The organism is Microbulbifer halophilus, assembly GCF_026183675.1.
In the GTDB taxonomy this organism is placed as follows: domain Bacteria; phylum Pseudomonadota; class Gammaproteobacteria; order Pseudomonadales; family Cellvibrionaceae; genus Microbulbifer; species Microbulbifer halophilus.
Window position 1 is genome coordinate 125,302 of sequence record NZ_JAPIVK010000008.1, and the last position, 20,034, is coordinate 145,335.

The 20,034-nt window shown below is 59.0% G+C and carries 16 protein-coding genes; 14 read left to right on the plus strand and 2 right to left on the minus strand.

Annotated features, from left to right (window positions below):
- Window positions 1-26 precede the first annotated feature (26 nt).
- Entirely contained in the window at window positions 27-512 is a 486-nt protein-coding gene (locus OQE62_RS06140) for a L,D-transpeptidase family protein (protein WP_265721121.1), read from the minus strand.
- A 246-nt stretch (window positions 513-758) separates the two neighbouring features.
- Between OQE62_RS06140 and bioD the strand changes: the two genes are divergently transcribed.
- The 13 genes from bioD to OQE62_RS06205 all read left to right on the plus strand — a co-directional run bounded on the left by bioD (window position 759) and on the right by OQE62_RS06205 (window position 19,113).
- Window positions 759-1,520, plus strand: a complete 762-nt coding sequence (gene bioD / locus OQE62_RS06145; protein ID WP_265721122.1) for a dethiobiotin synthase — start codon at window positions 759-761, stop codon at window positions 1,518-1,520.
- 214 nt (window positions 1,521-1,734) lie between these two features.
- Window positions 1,735-3,516, plus strand: a complete 1,782-nt coding sequence (locus OQE62_RS06150; RefSeq protein WP_265721123.1) for an acyl-CoA dehydrogenase C-terminal domain-containing protein — start codon at window positions 1,735-1,737, stop codon at window positions 3,514-3,516.
- A gap of 192 nt (window positions 3,517-3,708) precedes the next feature.
- A complete protein-coding gene (locus tag OQE62_RS06155) occupies window positions 3,709-3,900 on the plus strand; it encodes a DUF3094 family protein (protein WP_265721124.1) in 192 nt (63 codons plus the stop codon).
- A 199-nt stretch (window positions 3,901-4,099) separates the two neighbouring features.
- Complete coding sequence (locus tag OQE62_RS06160; protein WP_265721125.1) at window positions 4,100-5,197, plus strand: sensor histidine kinase; 1,098 nt, start codon at window positions 4,100-4,102, stop codon at window positions 5,195-5,197.
- Window positions 5,194-6,027, plus strand: coding sequence for a LytR/AlgR family response regulator transcription factor (locus OQE62_RS06165; protein ID WP_265721126.1), 834 nt, complete (start codon window positions 5,194-5,196; stop codon window positions 6,025-6,027). The genes OQE62_RS06160 and OQE62_RS06165 overlap by 4 nt, the downstream gene beginning before the upstream one ends.
- Before the next feature lie 78 nt (window positions 6,028-6,105).
- Complete coding sequence (locus OQE62_RS06170; protein WP_265721127.1) at window positions 6,106-6,498, plus strand: hypothetical protein; 393 nt, start codon at window positions 6,106-6,108, stop codon at window positions 6,496-6,498.
- A gap of 169 nt (window positions 6,499-6,667) precedes the next feature.
- Complete coding sequence (locus tag OQE62_RS06175) at window positions 6,668-7,327, plus strand: DUF6515 family protein (RefSeq protein ID WP_265721128.1); 660 nt, start codon at window positions 6,668-6,670, stop codon at window positions 7,325-7,327.
- Window positions 7,328-7,422: 95 nt separating this feature from the next.
- The gene (locus tag OQE62_RS06180) at window positions 7,423-9,585 is read left to right on the plus strand and encodes a mechanosensitive ion channel family protein (RefSeq protein ID WP_265721129.1); all 2,163 of its coding nucleotides are present in this window, start codon (window positions 7,423-7,425) and stop codon (window positions 9,583-9,585) included.
- An 80-nt stretch (window positions 9,586-9,665) separates the two neighbouring features.
- Entirely contained in the window at window positions 9,666-11,066 is a 1,401-nt protein-coding gene (locus OQE62_RS06185) for a rhomboid family intramembrane serine protease (protein WP_265721130.1), read from the plus strand.
- Between the two features lie 163 nt (window positions 11,067-11,229).
- Entirely contained in the window at window positions 11,230-17,556 is a 6,327-nt protein-coding gene (locus OQE62_RS06190) for an RHS repeat-associated core domain-containing protein (protein ID WP_265721131.1), read from the plus strand.
- Window positions 17,557-17,646: 90 nt separating this feature from the next.
- On the plus strand, window positions 17,647-18,009 hold the full coding sequence (locus OQE62_RS06195; protein ID WP_265721132.1) for a hypothetical protein: 363 nt from the start codon (window positions 17,647-17,649) through the stop codon (window positions 18,007-18,009).
- Between the two features lie 260 nt (window positions 18,010-18,269).
- Window positions 18,270-18,725, plus strand: coding sequence for a hypothetical protein (locus tag OQE62_RS06200; RefSeq protein ID WP_265721133.1), 456 nt, complete (start codon window positions 18,270-18,272; stop codon window positions 18,723-18,725).
- Window position 18,726: 1 nt separating this feature from the next.
- Entirely contained in the window at window positions 18,727-19,113 is a 387-nt protein-coding gene (locus OQE62_RS06205; protein WP_265721134.1) for a hypothetical protein, read from the plus strand.
- A gap of 107 nt (window positions 19,114-19,220) precedes the next feature.
- Here OQE62_RS06205 and OQE62_RS06210 read toward each other — a convergent pair whose 3' ends face one another.
- A complete protein-coding gene (locus OQE62_RS06210) occupies window positions 19,221-19,460 on the minus strand; it encodes a hypothetical protein (protein WP_265721135.1) in 240 nt (79 codons plus the stop codon).
- Here OQE62_RS06210 and OQE62_RS06215 point away from each other — a divergent pair.
- On the plus strand, window positions 19,455-20,034 hold a 580-nt coding region (locus OQE62_RS06215), incomplete at its 3' end, for a hypothetical protein (RefSeq protein ID WP_265721136.1). The two genes, OQE62_RS06210 and OQE62_RS06215, sit on opposite strands and share 6 nt — an antisense overlap.

The following is a 20,034-nucleotide window of genomic DNA, read 5'->3' on the forward strand; positions in this document are numbered from 1 at the left end:
CGAGCTGGAGCTCGGCGCGCCCAGGCTCAAGGATAGATATCGATCGGCGTCGGTGTCTTCACCATCGCCCAGATCTCGTCCATCTCGCGGTTGGTCACGGCGATACAGCCATCGGTCCAGTTCATCTTCTGCAGGTAGCTTTCCATACCCTTCCACTGTGGTTTCATGCCGTGAATCATGATGGCGCCGCCCGGATCCACGCCGCGGCGGGCGGCGCGGGCGCGGTCGCGCTGGTTGGGATAGGAGATATGGATCGAGCGGTAGAAGCGGCTGTTGGGATTCTTCCAGTCCAGGGTGTAGCGCCCCTCGGGGGTCCGTTCATCGCCCTGCTGCATCTTGTGGCCCTTCGGGTTTTCCCCGAACACCACCTTGTAGCTCTTGACCACGCGTTCGTCGCGGATCAATTGCATCAGGCCTTTGGATTTGTAGACGATCACCTGATCGACGGGTTTGATTGTGGCAGAGGCGAACAGCGGCGCCAGCATCAGCAGGGCAAAGGTCAGGTATCTCATGGTCTCGACAAGCAGGTTAGTTTTCAGTTATTCCGTAAAATGGCGGCCTCCGTGCTCCCGCAGACCCGCCCAATGGAACTTTGTGGCGCAATGCGGTGACAGCGTTGTCCTGTGCTGTTTTAGGCAGCCATCCTAAAACCCCGGTAGAAACGGGGCTGGAGGCGGATGGAAATTGCACTGTTTGATTAATTTATCACCAAGTAGGCGACGTTTAAAGAGGCGTCAATAAAAAATCGGAGATTCATCGTGCCCCGGAGTTATTTCATCGCCGGCACCGACACCGAAGTCGGCAAGACCTATGTGACCGCCGCGCTGCTGGAAAGTGCCGCCCGGCGCGGCCTGAAAACCGCTGCGGTAAAGCCGGTGGCGTCCGGTTGCGAGGAGACCGCCGACGGGCTGCGCAACGCCGACGCGCTGTTGCTGCAGGAGGCGATGACCGCGAATCTGCCCTACCAGCAAGTCAATCCGATCGCGCTGGCGCCGGCCATCGCGCCGCATATCGCGGCGCTGGAGGCGGGCAAAAGGTTGGATGTATCGCGCATGGCGGGCGTCTGCCGCGGCGTCATGTCCGCCGGCGCCGACCTGGTGCTGATCGAGGGCGCCGGCGGCTGGCGCACGCCGCTGGGGCCACGGGCCTTCCTGTCGCAGTTGCCGCGGGAACTGGAGCTGCCGGTGGTGCTGGTGGTGGGGATGCAGCTGGGCTGTATCAACCACGCGCTGCTGACCGCCGAGGCCGTGCGCCGCGACGGCCTGCCGCTGGCCGGCTGGGTGGCGAACTTCCCCCGCGAGGGAATGAGCCGCCCGGACGAAAACCTGGCAACGCTCAAGACCCTGCTGCCGGCGCCGCTGCTGGGCGTGCTGCCGTTCGACGAAGGGGCCGACTATCGCAGCGCCGCCAACCATCTGGACCTCGATCCCCTCGTGGTATCCGGTGGATTGGAAGAGGCAGTGCCCCCCTCTCCCACCGGGAGAGGGGCCGGGGGAGAGGGCAGAGGGCGGGCCCGTTGATCGCCGTGGGCCCCCGGCAGCCCGGAGTCCGGCGTTCACCGGAGTGACGACAATGGCTGTCGGCGTAGAGTTCGCCGCGCGTGTTGAACAGCCCCGCCGTGTCACATCCCCCGACCGAATATCGCGCCATCCGACCGCTGTCGCAGTTGACAACCGATCCCCGCGGGCCTAGATTCAAACAACTGTTTGAAACACTTGAATGAGGACCGGGAGCATGGCCGAGTACAAGGCGCCACTGCGGGAGATGAACTTCCTGCTGCACGAAGTATTTGCCGCGGACGAGCTCTGGGCGCGTCTGCCCGGACTGGACGGAGCCGTGGATCGCGAGACCGCGGATGCGATTCTGGAAGAGATGGCCAAGCTGGCCGCCAATACCCTGGACCCGATCAACCGCTCCGGCGACGAAGAGGGCTGCCACTGGGACGACGGTGCGGTCACCACCCCGAAAGGCTTCCCGGAAGCCTACGCCACTTTCTGCGAAGGCGGCTGGGGCGCACTGCTGGGCAACCCGGAGTACGGCGGCATGGGCATGCCGAAAATGCTCGGCGCCCAGGTGGAGGAGATGATCACCGCCACCAACATCTCTTTCGCGCTCTATCCCATCCTCACCGCCGGCGCCTGCCTGGCGATCGACGCCCACGCTTCCGAGGCGCTGAAACAGCGCTACCTGCCGAAAATGTACGAGGGCACCTGGGCCGGCGCCATGGACCTGACCGAGCCCCACGCCGGCACCGACCTGGGGTTGATCCGCACCAGGGCGGAGCCCCGGGACGACGGCAGCTACAGCATCACCGGCAGCAAGATCTTCATCACCGGCGGCGACCAGGACCTGTCAGAGAACATCATTCACCTGGTGCTGGCCAAGCTGCCGGACGCTCCCAAGGGGCCGAAGGGTATCTCCCTGTTTATCGTGCCCAAGTACGAGGTAAACGAGGACGGTAGCGTCGGCGGGCCCAACAATGTCAACTGCGGTTCCATCGAGCACAAGATGGGCATCAAGGCCTCCGCCACCTGCGCCATGAACTTCGATGGCGCCCGGGGTTGGCTGGTGGGCGAGGAGAACCGGGGCCTGGCCGCCATGTTCACCATGATGAACTACGAGCGCCTGGGGGTGGGCATCCAGGGCCTGGGCGCCTCCGAGCGTTCCTACCAGAATGCGCTGGACTACGCCCGCGAGCGGGTGCAGAGCCGCTCCCCGACCGGGGCGAAACAGCCGGACAAAACCGCCGACCCGATCATCGTGCACCCGGACGTGCGCCGCATGCTGCTGACCCAGAAGGCGCTGATCGGCGGCGGCCGCGCCCTGTCCACCTACGTGGCCAAGTGGCTGGATATCGCCAAGTTCGGCGAGGGCGAGGAGAAGAAAAACGGCGAGGGCATGGTCGCGCTGCTCACGCCGGTGGCCAAGGCCTTCTTCACCGACAAGGGGCTCGACTGCACCATCATCGGCCAGCAGGTGTTCGGCGGCCACGGCTATATCCGCGAGTGGGGCCAGGAGCAGCTGGTGCGAGACGTGCGCATCACCCAGATCTACGAGGGCACCAACGGTATCCAGGCGCTGGACCTCGCCGGCCGCAAGACGGTCGCCAACGGCGGCGCCCTGTTCGAGCTGTTCGCCGCCGATGTGCAGCAGTTTATCGATGCCGAAGTCGATCGTGAGGAGATGGCGGAGTTCGTGCAGCCGCTGGCCACCGAGCTGCAGCGCCTGCGCGAGACCACGGAGAAGATGCTGGCCGCCGCCGGGGAGGATCCGCACGCGCCGGGCGCTGCCTCGGTGGAATACCTGCACCTGTTCGGCTATGTCGCCTACGCCTTCATGTGGGCGAAAGTCGCCGCCGCGGCACTGCCGAAGCTGGGCGAAGACGACTTCTACAAAGGCCAGGTCAAGACAGCGCGCTTCTACTTCGCGCGCCTGCTGCCCCAGGCCCGCGCCCTGGCCGCCAGTATCAACGCCGGCAGCGCCACCCTGATGGATATCGAGGAAGACCTTTTCTGATTCTTCCGGGGCCGCGGAGCTGTTTGCCCGACGCTGAAGGCTCCAGCTCCGCAAGCGGCTCCCGGAGTGTCACCCGGTAGCGATACCGCCACTTAGTAAGCTAAGTGAACAGTATTACCGCAACAGCGGGGCTTTTTTGATGGGGGGGATTCTTCTAGACTCGGGACAAAAGAATAACGAGTACCCGTGCCCATGTCCGAACAACCCGAAAAGAAACTCTCCGACGAAGACCAGGCCAAAGTCGACAGATACCTGCAAAGCCGCATCAACCGGGTGGAGCGCAAACCCTTCCGGCCGCTGCTGTTGCTGGCGGTCATCGTCGGCGTATTGACGCTGCTATCGCTGGTGAGTGTTTTTATTGCGCGCACCAAGGGTGTCGTCTGATTCAATGGGCCATTGCCAATAGGGATCGCCTATAGATGGCCGGCGGTTACCCCGCATTGCCGATTGTCCTTTCCCTGCGACAGCCTGTCCCGATACTGCGCCCGATGGTGTTCCGCCGGCCGCGGGGGCCATTTAGTATGAAGCCCTACAAAAGTCTCAGATCGGCGCGCCTCCCGGCTGCGCGCGGCAACAGGGTTATATGATTCACAACGCACTTCAATGGCTGTCGGAAAAGCTGGCCTCGCCCCATTGGCAGTACTGGGCGCTGCAGTTGTCCGGGTGGGGCGGCTACACCCTGCTGATCTTCGTCGGCAGCTTTTTCTGGGTCGACAACCACTGGCTGCACTCCGGCTATATCTGCGTGGCCACCACTTCGGGGGTGGTGCTGTCGGAGATGATGCGGCGCTGTTTTCGCGGGCTCTGGGACAAGCCGGCGGCCGCACGCCTGTTCGGTACCCTGGGAGTGGTGATACTGGCCGCGGTGATCTGGGCGGCGATCAAGTTCGGCGGTTCCCTGTGGCTCTACGGAAAGAGAAGCGATGAGCCCCCGGTTGTGCTGGCCGTCTACTGGTTTTCCTATTCGTTCCTGCTGCTGATGACCTGGGCGGCGCTCTATTACGGCATCAAGTACTATCAGGCATCGCTGACCCAGCAGGGAAAGGCGCTGCGGGCGGCATCCATGGCGCACCAGGCCAAGCTCAAGATGCTGCGCTACCAGTTGAATCCGCACTTCCTGTTCAACACCCTGAACGCCATCTCCACCCTGGTGCTGGACAATCAGGGGCGCACCGCCAATGATATGATCTCGCGCCTGTCCCAGTTCCTGCGCCATTCCCTGGACAACGATCCGATGCAGAAGGTGAGCCTGGCCAGGGAGGCGGAAGCGCTGATGCTCTACCTGGATATCGAGAAGGTGCGCTTTGCCGACCGCCTGGGGGTGAACCTGGACCTGCAGGGCGACTCGCCCCGGGCCCTGGTGCCCAGCCTGCTGTTGCAACCATTGGTGGAAAACGCAATCAAATACGGTATCTCCCAGTGTGAGTGGGGCGGGGAGATCACCATAAAGGCACGGGTCTTTGCCGGCGAGCTATTGATGGAAGTCAGCGACAACGGCCCGGGCATGTCGGAGGGCGAACTGGCATCGCTGGGATCGGGATACGGTGTCGGTATCCGCAATACCTGCGAGCGCCTGAAGGCGCTCTACGGCGACGAGCAGAAGGTCCGCTTCTGCAACCGCGAAGACGGGGGCCTGGCGGTCCGTATAAGAATTCCCTACGAGACAGGAATAAACGGATGAGTGGTGCACAGCAAATACTGAAAGCCATTGTCGTCGACGACGAACCCCTGGCGCGGCGCGGCCTGCGCCTGCGGCTGGACGCCATGGCGGATGTCGAGGTGGTCGCCGAGTGCGGCAATGGCCGCGATGCCCGCGAGCAGATCCTGGCGCTGCGGCCGGATGTGGTGTTTGTGGATATCCAGATGCCCGGGGTCAACGGCCTGCAACTGGTGCAGCAATTGCCCCGGTCGGAGTTGCCGCAGATCGTCTTTGTCACCGCCTACGACCAGTACGCGGTGGAGGCTTTCGAGATCAATGCGGTGGACTATGTACTCAAACCCGTCGAGGATGACCGGCTGGCACAGGCACTGGCGCGGGTGCGGGGAAAACTCGCCAGCGCCGATATCGCCAGCCAGCGCGAGCAGTTGCTGGAAGCGGTGGCCGACCTTACCCGGGAATCGCCGGAGGTTCTGGAGCAGAAGCTGGCGGCCGGGGTCTTTCGGGAGGAACTGGGGGGCGGCGACGAGTACCCGGACAAGATTGCCATCAAGGATTCCGGCAGGATCACCCTCGTGCCGTCGCGGGAGATCGACTGGATCGACGCCGCCGGCGATTATATGTGCGTGCACGCCAATGGCGAGACCCACGTAATGCGCATCACGATGAAGGAACTGGAGCAGCAGCTGAACCCCAACATTTTCCAGCGCATCCACCGCTCCACCATCGTCAACCTGAGCCGGGTGCGCGAGATCTGCGCCCACATCAATGGCGAATATCACCTGGTGTTGAACAACGGCGAGCGCCTGAAGATGAGCCGCAGCTACAAGAACAAGGTGCAGCATTTCCTGTGAGCGGAATCAGTTGGGTTGGGGACTGGCCTCGGAACTAAATAGACTTCGGGGCGAGACAACAGAGAGGAGTTATTCCCCATGCGTTATCTGATCCCGTTACTACTGATGTGCTCCCTGGCCGGTTACACTCAGGCGCAGGAGCAACAGCAACTGAACCAGTTGCCCTCCGGCACCTCTGAAATCCAGGTTCGGGGGCAGACCTTCTACCAGCACGGCGATACCTACTATCGCTTCCATCCCCAGGGAGGCTATTACTACGAGGTGCAGCCGCCCCAGGACATGAGCCGCTCCGACCAGGCGCATTTCTATCGCCGCAACCTGTCGGACCAGCACCCGAATGTCGCGAATGATGTCGAGCGGGGCTGCCGCAACCAGGCTGCGGATCAGGCCAATCGCAACCCGGCCAACGGCGGCAAGATCTATATCCGCGAATTCAACCGCTGCATCAATATGGCCACGCAGAATCGGTAGGCCAGTGTCCTGACAGAATCCGCCCCCGCACCGACGATTCCCCATCGGTGCGGGGGCGGATTTTTTTTGCCTGGCCGATACGCATTTTCCCGCCATGCTTTCCGCGATTGGGGATGGTCGTCGCCTCTGAGTATGCTTCCAGTAGTTTGCACGTAGAGGGGACGCCGCCATGCGTTACGCCATTGCACTCCTGCTCAGCCTCGCTGTCCCGTTTGCCTGGGCCCAGGACCGGCCGGGGTCCCCGCCTTCCGGCGCTTCGCAAATCCTGGTGCGCGGCGAAACCTACTACTACTCGGGCGGGGTCTTTTACCGGCCGGGTAAAGGGGGCTATCTGCGCGTGGAGCCGCCGGTAGGTGCGCGGGTGCCCGATGTCCCCGGCGACAGCGGCAGCCTCACCATGGGCGGTGAGCGCTACTTCGTTACCCGCAGTGGTTCTTTCTTCCACTACGATCCCCGCGGCGATGACTACACGGTCGTATCCCCGCCCCCCGGTTGGCGGGACTACTACCGGGGGCCGTCGCCGGAGCTCCGCTCCCTCGCAGCGCCCGCGCCGCAGGAGCCGGGGGTGATACCCCGAGCCTATCCGCGAAGCGGGCCCAGCTACCGCGACGATTCCGGGCGCTACCGCTCTGACTACGACGGTGGCAACCTGGGCGGGGGTTACTACGGCCGCTACCGTTTCCGTGACGACATCTACGGCGAAAGCCGCCGCGAGCGCCGGGCCACCTGCCGCCGTATCGCCGAGGATCAGTCGCGTCGCAACCGGGTCGGCCCCTATCGCCGCCAGCCGGGGAGTTACCGGGAAGAGTACGAGCGCTGTATGCGCTGACCGCCAATCGCGGCCCCGGCTACACTGAAAGACGGATCTCCACCAATCCGCGTTGTTTGATACGTCGGGTTCCCAGTCACGGATAGATACGGGCTATGTCGGGCGATTGCAGTCTTTCTCTCATTTGCGCTCTACGCAGTGGCGCCGTCCGCGCGCTGCTGACAGTCCTGTTCGGCCTGCTGTTTGCCGGCAGTTCCCTATTCGCCAGCGCCCAGCTCCCCGGCACGAAACCCGAGGAGTTCGAACCGGTTGTTCCCGAGTTCAGCGAACCCAGTGCCGACTGGTGGACCGACTGGTCCGACGCCGCCAGGGAGGAGAAAAAGCAGTGGCTGGACAAGCTGGACAAGGCCTGGGAAGACTATCGCGCGCAGTTGCCGGACAACAAGGCGCTGCAGGAGCGCGCCGAGGAAGTGAGTGGCAGCCTCCGGGGTATTCGGATTACCTGGGAAAAATTTGCCCAGTACAAGAAAGTTAAGGTGCTGCCGGATGTGGAATTCCCGCGCGACCCGGATGTACTGGCCTGGGCCGAGTCGGACGCCGCCGTCGCCCGCGGCAGGCAGCGGCTGCTCAGCCTGCAACTGGAAGTGCGCCAGGTGGACGATACCCTGAGCCAGTCCCTCAGCGATTTGCGCCAGCGGGTGGTGCAGTTGCGGGAATCCGGTTCGGGAAAACTCGTGCGGGAAAGAGCGGCGCTGTCGCTGCTGGCCGTGCAGCTCAATCACCTCAATATCATCGAGCAGCGGAATGCCCTGGAAGAGCAGTTGCACGCCTGGCAGGAGCAGGTCGAGCTCGGGCAGGCACAGCTCAATCGCATGCTCAATGAGCTGCGTTACAGTGCCGATGCAGTGAAGGAAATCCGGGAGCGCATCGAGGAGAAAAGCGAAAAGATCGAAGAACTCACCAGTGAGCGCGCCAGGTTGCGCAGCAACAACCTGCAGTCCGCCGAGCCGGATGAGAACATGCAGCGGGACCTGAAACTGATGCAGCTGGAAACCAACCTGCTGGTCAACCACCTGCAGAAGCGCAAGGATGAGCTGCTGTCATCGATCAACAGTGCACTCAACCCGGAGGAGACGGAACACGAGCTGGTGCTGGACAGGGATCTGCTGGATACGGCGCGCAACCTGATCGACAGCACCTCGCGCGAACTGAATATCCGCCAGCGCCAGGTGGTCGCCTGGACCGATGAAGAAAGCGAAGACATGAGCCGCTGGTGGCTCTACTTCGAGCGGATCGACAGCGCCCTCGGCCGCGCGGGCGACCTGATCGACGATATAGTCCGCTACGAAGCCGCGCAGCTCAAGGTATACCGGGAGCACCAGGGTTGGTGGGCGACGGTGCGCGAGCGCGCCGGGCATTTCGCCGATATGGCCCGCAACCGCTGGAGCAAGCTGGCGGATTACGAGCTCTTTTCCATCGCGGAGAGCCCGGTGACGCTGCGGGTAATCGCCAAGATCATTCTCGTGCTGGTGGTCGCCTGGGTGATCTCCAGCCTGATCCGCCGCCTGCTCGGCCGCCTGGTCAGCAAGCAGCACGCCAGCGAGCAGTCGATGTACAACCTCGGCCGGGTGCTGCACTACAGCATCATCGCCATCGCCCTGGTGGTGGTACTGGTCATGCTGGGACTCGATGCCTCCAAACTGGCACTGGTGGCCGGCGCCCTGTCGGTGGGCATCGGCTTCGGCATGCAGTCCATTTTCTCCAACTTCATTTCCGGGTTGATGCTGCTGTTCGAACAGCCGCTGCGGGTAGGCGACCTGGTGGAGCTGGAGTCCGGGGTTTTCGGCCGTATCCGCGATATCAATGTGCGCTCCACCCGCATCACCACCCGCGACAATATCGATATCCTGGTGCCCAACACCGAATTTGTCACCGGCCGCGTGATCAACCATACCCTGGACGATCCGGTGCGCCGCATACACGTGCCCTTCAGGGTCACCTACGGCTCCGACCCGGACCTGGTGCGCGATGCGGCCACCGAGGCCGCCGAGCGGGTGAGCATCACCTACACCGACTGGAAGCGCAAAACCGAAGTCTGGCTGATGGAGTTCGGCGACAGCTCGCTCAATTTCAAGCTGGTGGTCTGGATCAACAGCAATATGGTGTCGCCGCTGGATGACCCCTATGCCCTCTACAACCTGGAGCTGCTGCGGGAGTTCAATGAGCGCGGTATCGAGGTGCCTTTCCCCCAGCGGGCCCTGCACCTGCGCAGCTGGGACGCACCGGTCAGGATCGATCGGCGCGGCGGCGCCGAATAGCCCGCCGCGGTTGTTTGTTCCCCACTCCCCGGCCCTGTATTCTGGGAGGCTGTTTACGCTGACAGAAGCAGGCCGGCCCCGTGTTGATCATTCCCATCCAGAACAGGCCCGACTGGCGCCGGCCGCCGCTGATGTGCTTTGTGCTGATCGCGCTCAACCTGCTGGTATTTGTCCTCTACCAGGGCCGCGATGAGGCCCGCTGGCAGGAGGCGGAGAAATACTACTTCTCCAGCGACCTGCTGGCGCTCGAAGAGCAGCGCTTCCTGATCTACGTCAACGAACTGCACCCCGAGTGGCGCCTGCAGGTGGACACCCAGGGACAGGAATTCGTCTACCGCGAGCTGCTCACCAATCGCGAATTCCACCGCTGGCTGCTGCCGCAACTGCGCGCCGAGGGCGAGATGCTGTGGCTGCAGCAACGGCAGCGCTACGGCGAGCTGCGCGACCGCCTGAGCAGTTTTGCCTACGGCCTGACACCGGCGGAGCCCACCGTCTCCGGCCTTTTCGGCCATATGTTCCTGCACGGCAGCTGGGACCACCTGATCGGCAATATGGTGTTCCTGCTGCTGTTCGGCCTGTCGGTGGAGCTGGCACTGGGCGGCCTCTGGTTCGCCGGCCTCTACCTGCTGGGCGGCCTGGCCGCCGCCGGCCTGCACGTGGCGGTGGAGGCGGGCAGCCCCATGCCCATGGTGGGCGCCTCCGGCGCGGTGTCGGCGATCATGGGCATGTTCGTGGCCATCTACGGCGTGCGCCGGTTGCGCTTTTTCTACACCGTCGGCTTCATGTTCGGCGAATTCACCGCGCCGGCACTGCTGGTGCTGCCGCTGTGGCTGGGCAAGGAGATCTTCGGCTACTACTACGGCGACGCCGGCATTGCCTACTGGGCGCACACCGGCGGCCTGGTGGCCGGCTTTATCGCCACGCTGGTATTGATCAGCCGCCGCCCGCCGGTGGAGACCATGCCGGTGGAGGCCGAGCCGTCGTCACCGCAACAGCGAGCACTGGCCCGTATCGAACGCCTGCGGGAAGAGGGCAAACTGCTCGAGGCCGGCGACGCGGCCGGCGCCGCCATTCGCCAGTATCCGCGATCGCTGCCGCTGATCGAGAGCGCCATCGAACTGACCGCCGCCGCACCGGACAGCGAATCCCACCACCGCGCCAACCTGGCGCTGTTCGCGTTGGCCGACGATCCCGATGTGAACGGCCGCACCCTGGTCACCGGGTATCGCCGCTATCTGCAGACGACGGAAAAGCCGCGTGCGCTGACTGCGAAAGTGTGCCTGCTGCTGGCGCGCCGGGCGGCGCGGGACAAAAACTGGAATTGGCTGGAGGAGCTGTGGCGACGGCTGCACCGGCAGCGGGTAGAACACACAGTGTTGCGGAAGTTGGGCATGGTACTGGTCAACCACTACCGGGGCATTGGGGAAGAGCGGCGCGCACGGGAGGTGATGCAACTGCTGCAAGAAGCGGAAATGGCTTGAGCTGTCTGCTCCTATCTTATTTTGGTGAACAATATAGAAATTCCTGACACTCCTGCCTCGCTGACGGAATCTGTGATGAAGTGTAACGGCGTGTGATCGACCTGTAATAGGTCTCGTGTTAAATCTCCCGGCGCTTAATAATAAATTCGGCTTGGGAGGGGAGATGCGTTTTTTAGTTGTTCTAGTGCTGTTGGGGTTGTCCAGCTTGGCGGGTGCTCTCCCTCCTCCTCCCGGAAATGACTGCTCCGGGTCGCCTGTCAGGGTGATGGATGTCAACGTCCCAAACTCTGATGCCGATGGAAATTATGAACTCACTTTTCTAATGCCAGAAATTGGCTGGTTCTTTTGTAGTGATATTGATGTAGAAGAAAGTAGAAACGGAGGTAGTTATTCTCCGATTGGCTTTGCCGGTGGTCCGGGTTCCAATACCGTAGATATTTCTGGAAGGGATTCTGGTATTTACCAGTACCGAGTAAAGCACTCCTTTTCCGGCGGTGGCACCTGGGTTTACTCGAACACAATAAAAGTCGTCAGAAAGCCAAGTAAACCAAGCAGTATAAAGACCAACAGCGGCAGCCCAGATAGGAATGGGCGTTTCAAAGTTAGCTGGGGTGCTTCCAGCACACCGCCCAAAATTACCGGCTATCAACTGGCACAATGCAAAGGCAGCAACTGCACTGGCTCCAGTGGTAACTGGAGTCGGATATATTCGGCTGCCAACAAAAGCAAAAGATCCAAAGTAATTCCCTCCGCCAATGCCGCAGATAAACTAACCAATGGGAAGTACCGTTATAGAGTGCGATCCTATGTAAAGGTAGGCGGCACCACCAAGCGCAGCAATTGGCGATACTCTTCTTACACTACCGTAAACAGAAAACCGGTTGAGGTTACGAATTTCACGCAGCCGGGTTCCGGTACGCAAACGGAGAAGTTTCAGCTCTCTTGGTCCGGTGTCAGCGGCTCTTTTGACCCGGTCAAAAAATATCAGGTGCAGTGTAGTATCGACGGCAGCGGCTTCACCTACTCTACCTGCGGCGACAGGGATTTGGGTACAGCACTCTCTATGCCTGTCGCTCTCGAAGAGGGCACCGAGGGCGAATACAGGTTTCGGGCGCGCGCCTGCAATAGCGAGGGATGCGGTCCTTGGACAAGAGCTGGTTATCAAAAATACGTCAGTGTCAATATTCCATTATCTCCACCCAGTAATCTCGCTATCAATGTGCCGGAGTCCAGCGATTTTGGGGATTATGATATCACCTGGTCTGCCGACGGCGCCGTAACTTCTTACGAACTAAAAAGGAAGTGCAGAACTGGAGAAACTGTCTGCGGCAGCGACGGCTGGTATAATATCGATTTGTCTGATCCACTGGCTGAAAACTACGAAGCCAGAGGGGATTCGGCCGATGAATATCGCTACCAAGTGCGCGCCTGCAACGATGATGCCTGCTCCGATTGGGTGCTGAGCAGCTGGGTAGATGTACACAACCTCGACAATATCGAGCCGGCGGTCTCCCTGGTTCCCCAGACGGAACCGGGCAGAATGGATTACAGTGTCGATGTCACCCAGCAGGGCGATGCCCTTGTTTCCATTCCGGTTGATGGGGCTCCCGGCGTCAATGGACTAGTACCGAATATCGGCATTCGCTATTCGGGTGCCCGCTACCGCCAGCGTACCAACGAAGCGTTACCGGAAGATATTCTGGGATACGGTTGGCGTTTGAGCGGCTTCGGCCAGGTCCGCCGCTGTGTGATCGGTCACGATAACAGTGAGAGTATACAACTGGATAACAGTGACTCCCTATGCCTGAATGGTGAACCCTTGGTGCTGGTATCCGGCAGTTATTGGGAAGAGGGCTCTCTTTATCGCATCCAGAGGGAGCGTTTTCATCTGATCGAGCTGAAGAAAAATGCCGAAGGCAAGAAGTGGTTCCGGGTCTCTACACCGGACGGCCGTGTGCAGGAATACGGCAGAACCGCCGACAGCCGCCTCAGGGTAGGTACCTCGGCGCGCTTCGGTTGGAGTTTAAACAAGGTCAAAGACTCCTTTGACAATACCATTGCGTACAAATACCACCGCGATACCGTGGCGGGGATCAACTACCCTCTGGAAGTGACCTACGGCAACAACGGCGATGCAAAAATCACCTTTGAGTATGGCACTCGAAACGATGCGCCGCCGCAACCGTTGGGACCCGACGAGATAGAACAGGAGCAGTTGGTGCTACTGCACCATATCAACGTATCTCTGGACGGGTTACCGCTGCGCGAATACCGACTGATCTCCGAAGATGAGGGCGAGATTGAAAATTACCGCCGCCTGAAATATGTCCAGTTATGCGGTTACCGGGAGGAAGGAACGACAGCAGATTGCCTGAACGAAGTGGAGTTCAACTGGCTGGAAACGGATATTGGCAACCCGGATATCGATTTCGATACTGGCATCGGCGAGGTGGTCGATAGTTTTGGCAAGACCACGCAATTTATCCATACGTTGATTCGGGAAGGATCGGGCGACGGGCTCTTCTTCGAGCGTCCATTTGGAGAAGGTATGGTTCCCGCCGATGCCAGCCCCCTGAAGCCCGAAAATGGCAACTACCGCTGGGTGGTAGCAGAGCTCCGGCGCTCCAACGGCCGGGCGGGCGATTGGCACGAAACCACCTATGCCTATCAGGGCACCGGCCTGGTGAGCGATAAAAATCGGGGTTTTCTGGGTTACTACGCCCAGAGGGTACAGGATATGGAATCCGGTATTGTCACTTACCGCCAGTTCCGCCTGGACTTCCCCCATTTCGGTCAAGTGGCCCGAATCGCGCAATATGAAGGCAAATATCCCGCACACAACCAGGTGCTGACCAAGCGACAGTTCCGCTATAGCGATATCGCCCTTTCCACCGGTGCGGATACCACCCACTATTCGGTTCTACGGGAAAGCCTGGAAATTGTGTACGAACAGGGACAAATCCTGGGATATAACTTTACCGAAAACAGCTACAGCCAACAGGGTTACGGCGCCGGTGTTGGAGCACTGATCGACGGCAAGGTTCACACCCGAAAAGCGGCGGCCGGCGCTACGGCACCTACCGGACAGAGTTTCTGGGGGGAAGTCAAACCCGCCAGTGTCAGCGGGGTCATCCGCAGCGCGGAAACTACCACTAGTTTTACCAATCGCCCCGGTCTCTGGTTGATAGGGTTCAAAGCCGGTGAGGAAATTCGCCATTACGACGGAAATACCGGCACCACTGCCGATCGGATACAAACCATGGTGGCAACACCACACGAGAGCAGCAGCAAAGTGGAGAGTAGGACTCGTTTCCCGGGGGACCCGAACTACGAGCTCACTACCAGTTATCAGCACAACGCCAATGGTAACTTGGTCAATGAGACGACCAGCGGTGCCAATATTGCGACGCGAAGTTCCAGTGCCAGTAACTACATTGACAGGCGCTACCCGGGTACGCTTACCAACCCACTGGGGCATCAAATCTCCATTACCTACGATGCCCGCTTCGGCACCGAAAAGACGGTAACCGATAATGATGGCCGGACCACCAAAATCGAATACGATGCATTCGGGCGCGAAGCCGATCGCACCAATCCCGAGGGCGTTGTCTTCGAGACCAACTATGCTTTCTGTCTGGCCGGGAACTGCCCTGTCTCGGGTGAGCAGCTCGCCGCCTACAAGGTCAGTACCAGCTCCTCGATCACACCTACCACCGATCGTTATTACGACCTCCTGGGTAGAGTTATTCAGCAAGATACCCAGTCCTTCGACGGCAGTACCGTCTCGCGCCGTGAATACAATTACGATCTTCAGGGGCGCCTCTACCTGAAAACTGCGCCCTTCTTCCCCGGAGACTATAAACCGCTCAACACTTATCAGTACAACTTGCGCAACCGTGTAGTCCAGGTAGACCGCCCGGATGGCAGCCAGGTGCGTACCAGCTACACGGCGCTGCCCGGAAACCAGCGGGTAAAAGTGCGTGTGGAAGAGGATGTACTGGGTAGCAATGGTATCGTTCAGCAGACCCAGGTTAAGGAAAACCTGTTTAACCTGGCCGGTGATCTGGTCAAAACCACCGATGCAGTGGGGACGGCCGAGCAGGTGGCTACGCAGTACACCTATGACGGCAGTGGCCTGCTGGAGTCGGTGGTGGTCAACAACGACCCAGCCACCAAGTCGACATTTCTCTACGACAATGCCGGCAACCGCTACAGCCTGACCGACCCCAACCTGGGAACCGTTATTACCGCCTACAGTGCCCTGGGCCAGGTGCTGGGACAGACCGACAACAAGGGGCAGAGCATCAGCTACCAGTACGACAAATTGGGCCGTCTGTTGAAGCAGTCGGATGCCGACGGTACGGCGGAATGGGATTACGATCCGGTCGAGGCAACCGGCAGCCTCGCCAGCCGCAATTACACCGAAAATGCTGTGCAGATCTTCAGTGAAATCTACAGCTACAACGGTGCTGGCAAGTTGGGAAGCGTCTCCACCAGCTTGAATGCAGGTGGTCTCAGCAAAACGTATCAGCAGAGCTATAGCTACGATACTGCCGGCCGTATCGAACAGATAAATTACCCCGGCCCCAGTAGCGCCGAAGCCCACTACAAGTACAACAACCAGGGCTACCTTTGGAAAATCACCGACGGTGTCAATCCGCTCAAAATCTTCGATACAATCAATGCGCTCGGCAAGGTGGAGCAGGAGGTCTACGGCAACGGCGTGATCACCAACCGCACCTACAACGCCGAGAGCGGCCGACTCGAGACCATCGATACCGGTAGTGGCGCCATCCAGGATAACGAATACCGCTGGCGTTCCAATGGCACCCTGGAGAGCCGCCTGGCCTATAGCGGTGGCGTGGAGAAAGAGGAAACCTTCGCCTACGATCCGTTGAACCGGCTGACCAGCTCCCAGACCTGGCTGGACGGCAATAGCCAGAGGACGCTCACCACCCAGTACGACAAGCTGGGCAATATACTCAGCAAAACCTCCAGCCATGCCGGCGACACCGACACCAACGGCTACCAGTACGGTGAGTTTGGCAATGCCGGCCCCAACGCCGTGAGCGATGTCACCATCGGCGGCACCGCCCACAGCCTCTACTATGATCAAAACGGCGCCATCACCCACTACGATGCCGCCAGCGGCGATGACAAGTGGATCACCTGGAACGCCCGGCAACTGCCCACGGAAATTACCGTTGGGGCCAGTAAAACCAGCCAGATACCCACAGCCCGGGACCGTTTCCGGTACGGCCCCAACGGCCAGCGCTTCTATCGCGAAACCAGCTGGATGGAGGGCGGCGAGCTCAAAACCGAGAAAGCCTTTATTATCGGTAGCTACGAGGATCACTATCCGGCGGAAGACCCGGATTTCCAGCGTATCGAGAAAACCCGCATCGACAGCAATATCATGCATATAGCGGCGACCGATCACGCGGGCACCACCGCCAACCAGCTGGAATACCTGCATCGGGATCACCTGGGCTCCATCGAAAAGATTACCGACGAAGCTGGGAATCTGCTGGTCGGTGCCGCGAACAACTTCGCCTTCGACCCCTATGGCTCGCGACGGAAATCCGACTGGAGCGGAGAACTGGATGAGCTGGGCCTCGAGGAGCTGCTGAACGGGCAGGGACTCAGCACCAAGCGGGGCTTCACCGGCCACGAGCATCTGGACCGAACCGGCTTGATCCATATGAACGGCCGCATTTATGATCCGACGTTGGGCAGATTCATGAGTCCGGATCCGTTTGTGCAGGCGCCTACTTACAGCCAAAGTTGGAATCGGTATAGTTATGTGGTGAATAATCCGTTAAGTCTTACCGACCCCACTGGTTACGTCTACAATATCCCTACCTGCAGGACTGACTGGAGTGTTGTCGGGGGTATGCTGCATGGATCACGAACCTGCACAAATCACTACTATGAAGATGGTACAGATCGTGATGGAGGAGGAGATCGTGATAGTTCAGAGAACTGGTGTCCAAGTCCTGCGCTAGACCCATTTTGTATGGGTTCTACTCCTGAGTCTAGGGAAAGAAAGAAGCAACGTGAAGAAAAGAAGGCGAGGGATGCGGAGAAGGCGAAGGACAAGGCAGATGAGAACTGCGGGAATGAATATGAGTGTGTAGAGGTTACGGCCTCAGAGGCTACTCTTGATGTAGGCGACATTACGAGAAATTTTATAGAGAGCAATAGGAATAAGGCTGGCCAGAATTTTAACGCTCAAAGAGGTGATGCTGCTGTGTATTCAGCGTGCGTTAATAATCAAAGGATTAGAGACTGCATGAATCGCTTGGATGAATACGAAAAGGAATACAAGCAAGACAAATCTATTGGGAAAGATCCCAGAGTACAAGTGCTAATGGAATTGATGCGTGAAGTGAGCAAGCGGTCGCTTTGCAGTCTAAATAATCCTTGTGACTTGATGCCATATTACGAGAATGGAACAGAGCCGCCGCCACTTTGGCCCCCTGAAATTTAATATGATATTGCTCTTGGAAGCTCTGGAGTTTGTATGAGATATGTTTTTTTGTTCATGCTTTTAATTGCGTCAGCGGCGCATGGAGAGAGTTTGAAGAAAGATGACTTGCCAGGTATTTGGCATCCTTCTGGACAGATGCCAAGAGAAGATGGTGTCAGAAATTACAAGTTGATCATAAAAAATGATATGTCTGCGAAATACGTTGCATTAGAGAAGAAGAATAAGCCTTTATCGCTAACTTGTAACTACAAGCGAAGCGATTCGCAAAGTTCAATTTTTGTTTATTATTGTTATTTGGGCGACAATCATTTGATCACTCTATCGTTGGGCGGTTGGGAGTCCGGCTCGACTATGATGCTGTACGGATATGAGTATTGGCTTGGCGACCCAAAGCCTGGTGAAATTTACGGAGGATTGCCTGTCAGCCTCACTAGGGGAAAAAATAAAGAATAACCCCTTCGAGCCTGTTTCTGGACACCCACATAAAGCTCTGCTGGCAATTCCGGCGGGGCTTTTTTTTATGGGCTCCCCTCCGGCTTCAAATCATCCGCTAAGCCGTTGAAAGCACAGGGAAAAACCGGAAGCTAGCGCAGGACCGGCCTCGGGTTCCTGTATCTGCGGAGAAGGCGAAGGAAAAATCAATAGAAGAAGTTCAGGTATGCGGAGGTGGTATAATTAATGATTCTGGGGAATGTGTTGCACAAGAGGGGAGATTGCTTAACAACCTTCCTATGGTTTTCCGAGGAGCGCGATCTTTAATTCGCGACATAGGGCATACAGCCGGTTATGGCGTAGTTTATTGGTATTCGATGGCGTGCGCTGCGGCTGGCTCTTCGGAATGTGCGGCTGTTCACCAGATGGCAAGTGATGATTCCGGCAGAATAGGCTTGGCTCTCTACGACTATGTCAATGACCCTGATGTAAGAGCCGACGTGAATTACGCAATTAGTGCAGCCTATAACGCCCAAGTGCACAGCGACCCTGCTCAAGCTTATTTAACAGGGAGAATAGGGTTAGGCGTCGGGATGTCTTATTACACGTCGCCCTATGGGGTCGGATTGGCAATTATGGGCCTGTCCGGTGGAGCGTTGCGAGCTTCGCAAACCTATGGATCTGGGTTGCAGCTAAACCATGTGATTGAAGGAGCGATTGGTGGTGGAGGTCCGTGAAATGAATATTATTGATTCCCGCTGTGGTAACTGCGGCTCAAGCCTGGGGGCGAAGGCTGTTCTGGTTAGAATGGGCTTTGAGTGCCAGTGCAAGAGCTGTCAGGCATATTGCCAGACACCGCACAAGCTTTCATATTTATATTTGTGCTTTTTCTTAGTGGCCCTCCCTTTTATATTTATGTTTTGGATTTCTGAAGTGTCTGAAAGCTTGGCATGGTTTGCATTAGCCTTGGGAGGAAGCTGGCTGCTCGTTTACTTTGGAGAGTTCTTGCTTCTTTCTCCTGTTTGCGCGACAGCGGAAGAATACGCGGTTAGCAAGAAGGAAAAGAATTATAAAATTCTTGGCTTTCTTCTTTTATTCTTTGTTGTTTGGCTCATTGTTAGATAGAGTGGGATCAGGCCTCTTTTTCAATTTTCCTCAAGCATCAAGTCAAAATCACCGAAGCCCCGGCAGAGCCATCTGCCGGGGCTTTGTCGTTTAGGGCTGGTGGCGGTTTACTGCCCCAATGGTCGCATGGCGTGCTCCACTTGGCGCTGGGCGATAATGGCATCGATCACCCGGATCACCGTGTCCTTGTCCTGATCGTCGAAAGTCTCCAGCAGCTTGAAGCGCTTGAATAGCACCTCGTTGCGGATGGGGCTTTCCTCCATCGGCTGGCCCATCACCAGATAGTCCAGCGACACATCGAAAATATCCGCCAGTTGGATCAGCTTCTCCAGCGGCGGCGCGTGCATGCCGCTCTCGCCGTGAGCGACGTCACCATCGGCGGCACCGCCCACAGCCTCCACTATGATAAAAACGGCGCCATCACCCACTACGATGCCGCCAGCGGCGATGACAAGTGGATCACCTGGAACGCCCGGCAACTGCCTGCGGAAATTACCGTTGGGGCCAGCAAGACCAGCCAGACACCCACAGCCCGGGACCGTTTCCGGTACGGCCCCAACGGCCAGCGCTTCTATCGCGAAACCAGCTGGATGGAGGGCGGCGAGCTCAAAACCGAGAAAGCCTTTATCATCGGTAGCTACGAGGACCAATATCCGGCGGAAGACCCGGATTTCCAGCGTATCGAGAAAACCCGCATCGACAGTAATATCATGCATATAGCGGCGACCGATCACGCGGGCACCACCGCCAACCAGCTGGAATACCTGCACCGGGATCACCTGGGCTCCATCGAGAAGATTACCGACGAGGCCGGGAGCCTGCTGGTCGGTGCCGCGAATGACTTCGCCTTCGACCCCTATGGTTCGCGCCGCAAGGCCGACTGGAGCGGAGAACTGGATGAGCTGGGCCTCGAGGAGCTGC

What these genes read in the sequence shown, in the direction of transcription:
- OQE62_RS06210 (WP_265721135.1), bottom strand. Translation starts at nt 19,460, where the DNA reads ATGCACGCGCCGCCGCTGGAGAAGCTGATCCAACTGGCGGATATTTTC.
- OQE62_RS06140 (WP_265721121.1), bottom strand. Translation starts at nt 512, where the DNA reads ATGAGATACCTGACCTTTGCCCTGCTGATGCTGGCGCCGCTGTTCGCC.
- OQE62_RS06155 (WP_265721124.1), top strand. Translation starts at nt 3,709, where the DNA reads ATGTCCGAACAACCCGAAAAGAAACTCTCCGACGAAGACCAGGCCAAA.
- OQE62_RS06170 (WP_265721127.1), top strand. Translation starts at nt 6,106, where the DNA reads ATGCGTTATCTGATCCCGTTACTACTGATGTGCTCCCTGGCCGGTTAC.
- OQE62_RS06205 (WP_265721134.1), top strand. Translation starts at nt 18,727, where the DNA reads ATGAATATTATTGATTCCCGCTGTGGTAACTGCGGCTCAAGCCTGGGG.
- OQE62_RS06190 (WP_265721131.1), top strand. Translation starts at nt 11,230, where the DNA reads ATGCGTTTTTTAGTTGTTCTAGTGCTGTTGGGGTTGTCCAGCTTGGCG.
- OQE62_RS06160 (WP_265721125.1), top strand. Translation starts at nt 4,100, where the DNA reads ATGATTCACAACGCACTTCAATGGCTGTCGGAAAAGCTGGCCTCGCCC.
- OQE62_RS06165 (WP_265721126.1), top strand. Translation starts at nt 5,194, where the DNA reads ATGAGTGGTGCACAGCAAATACTGAAAGCCATTGTCGTCGACGACGAA.
- OQE62_RS06150 (WP_265721123.1), top strand. Translation starts at nt 1,735, where the DNA reads ATGGCCGAGTACAAGGCGCCACTGCGGGAGATGAACTTCCTGCTGCAC.
- OQE62_RS06175 (WP_265721128.1), top strand. Translation starts at nt 6,668, where the DNA reads ATGCGTTACGCCATTGCACTCCTGCTCAGCCTCGCTGTCCCGTTTGCC.
- OQE62_RS06180 (WP_265721129.1), top strand. Translation starts at nt 7,423, where the DNA reads ATGTCGGGCGATTGCAGTCTTTCTCTCATTTGCGCTCTACGCAGTGGC.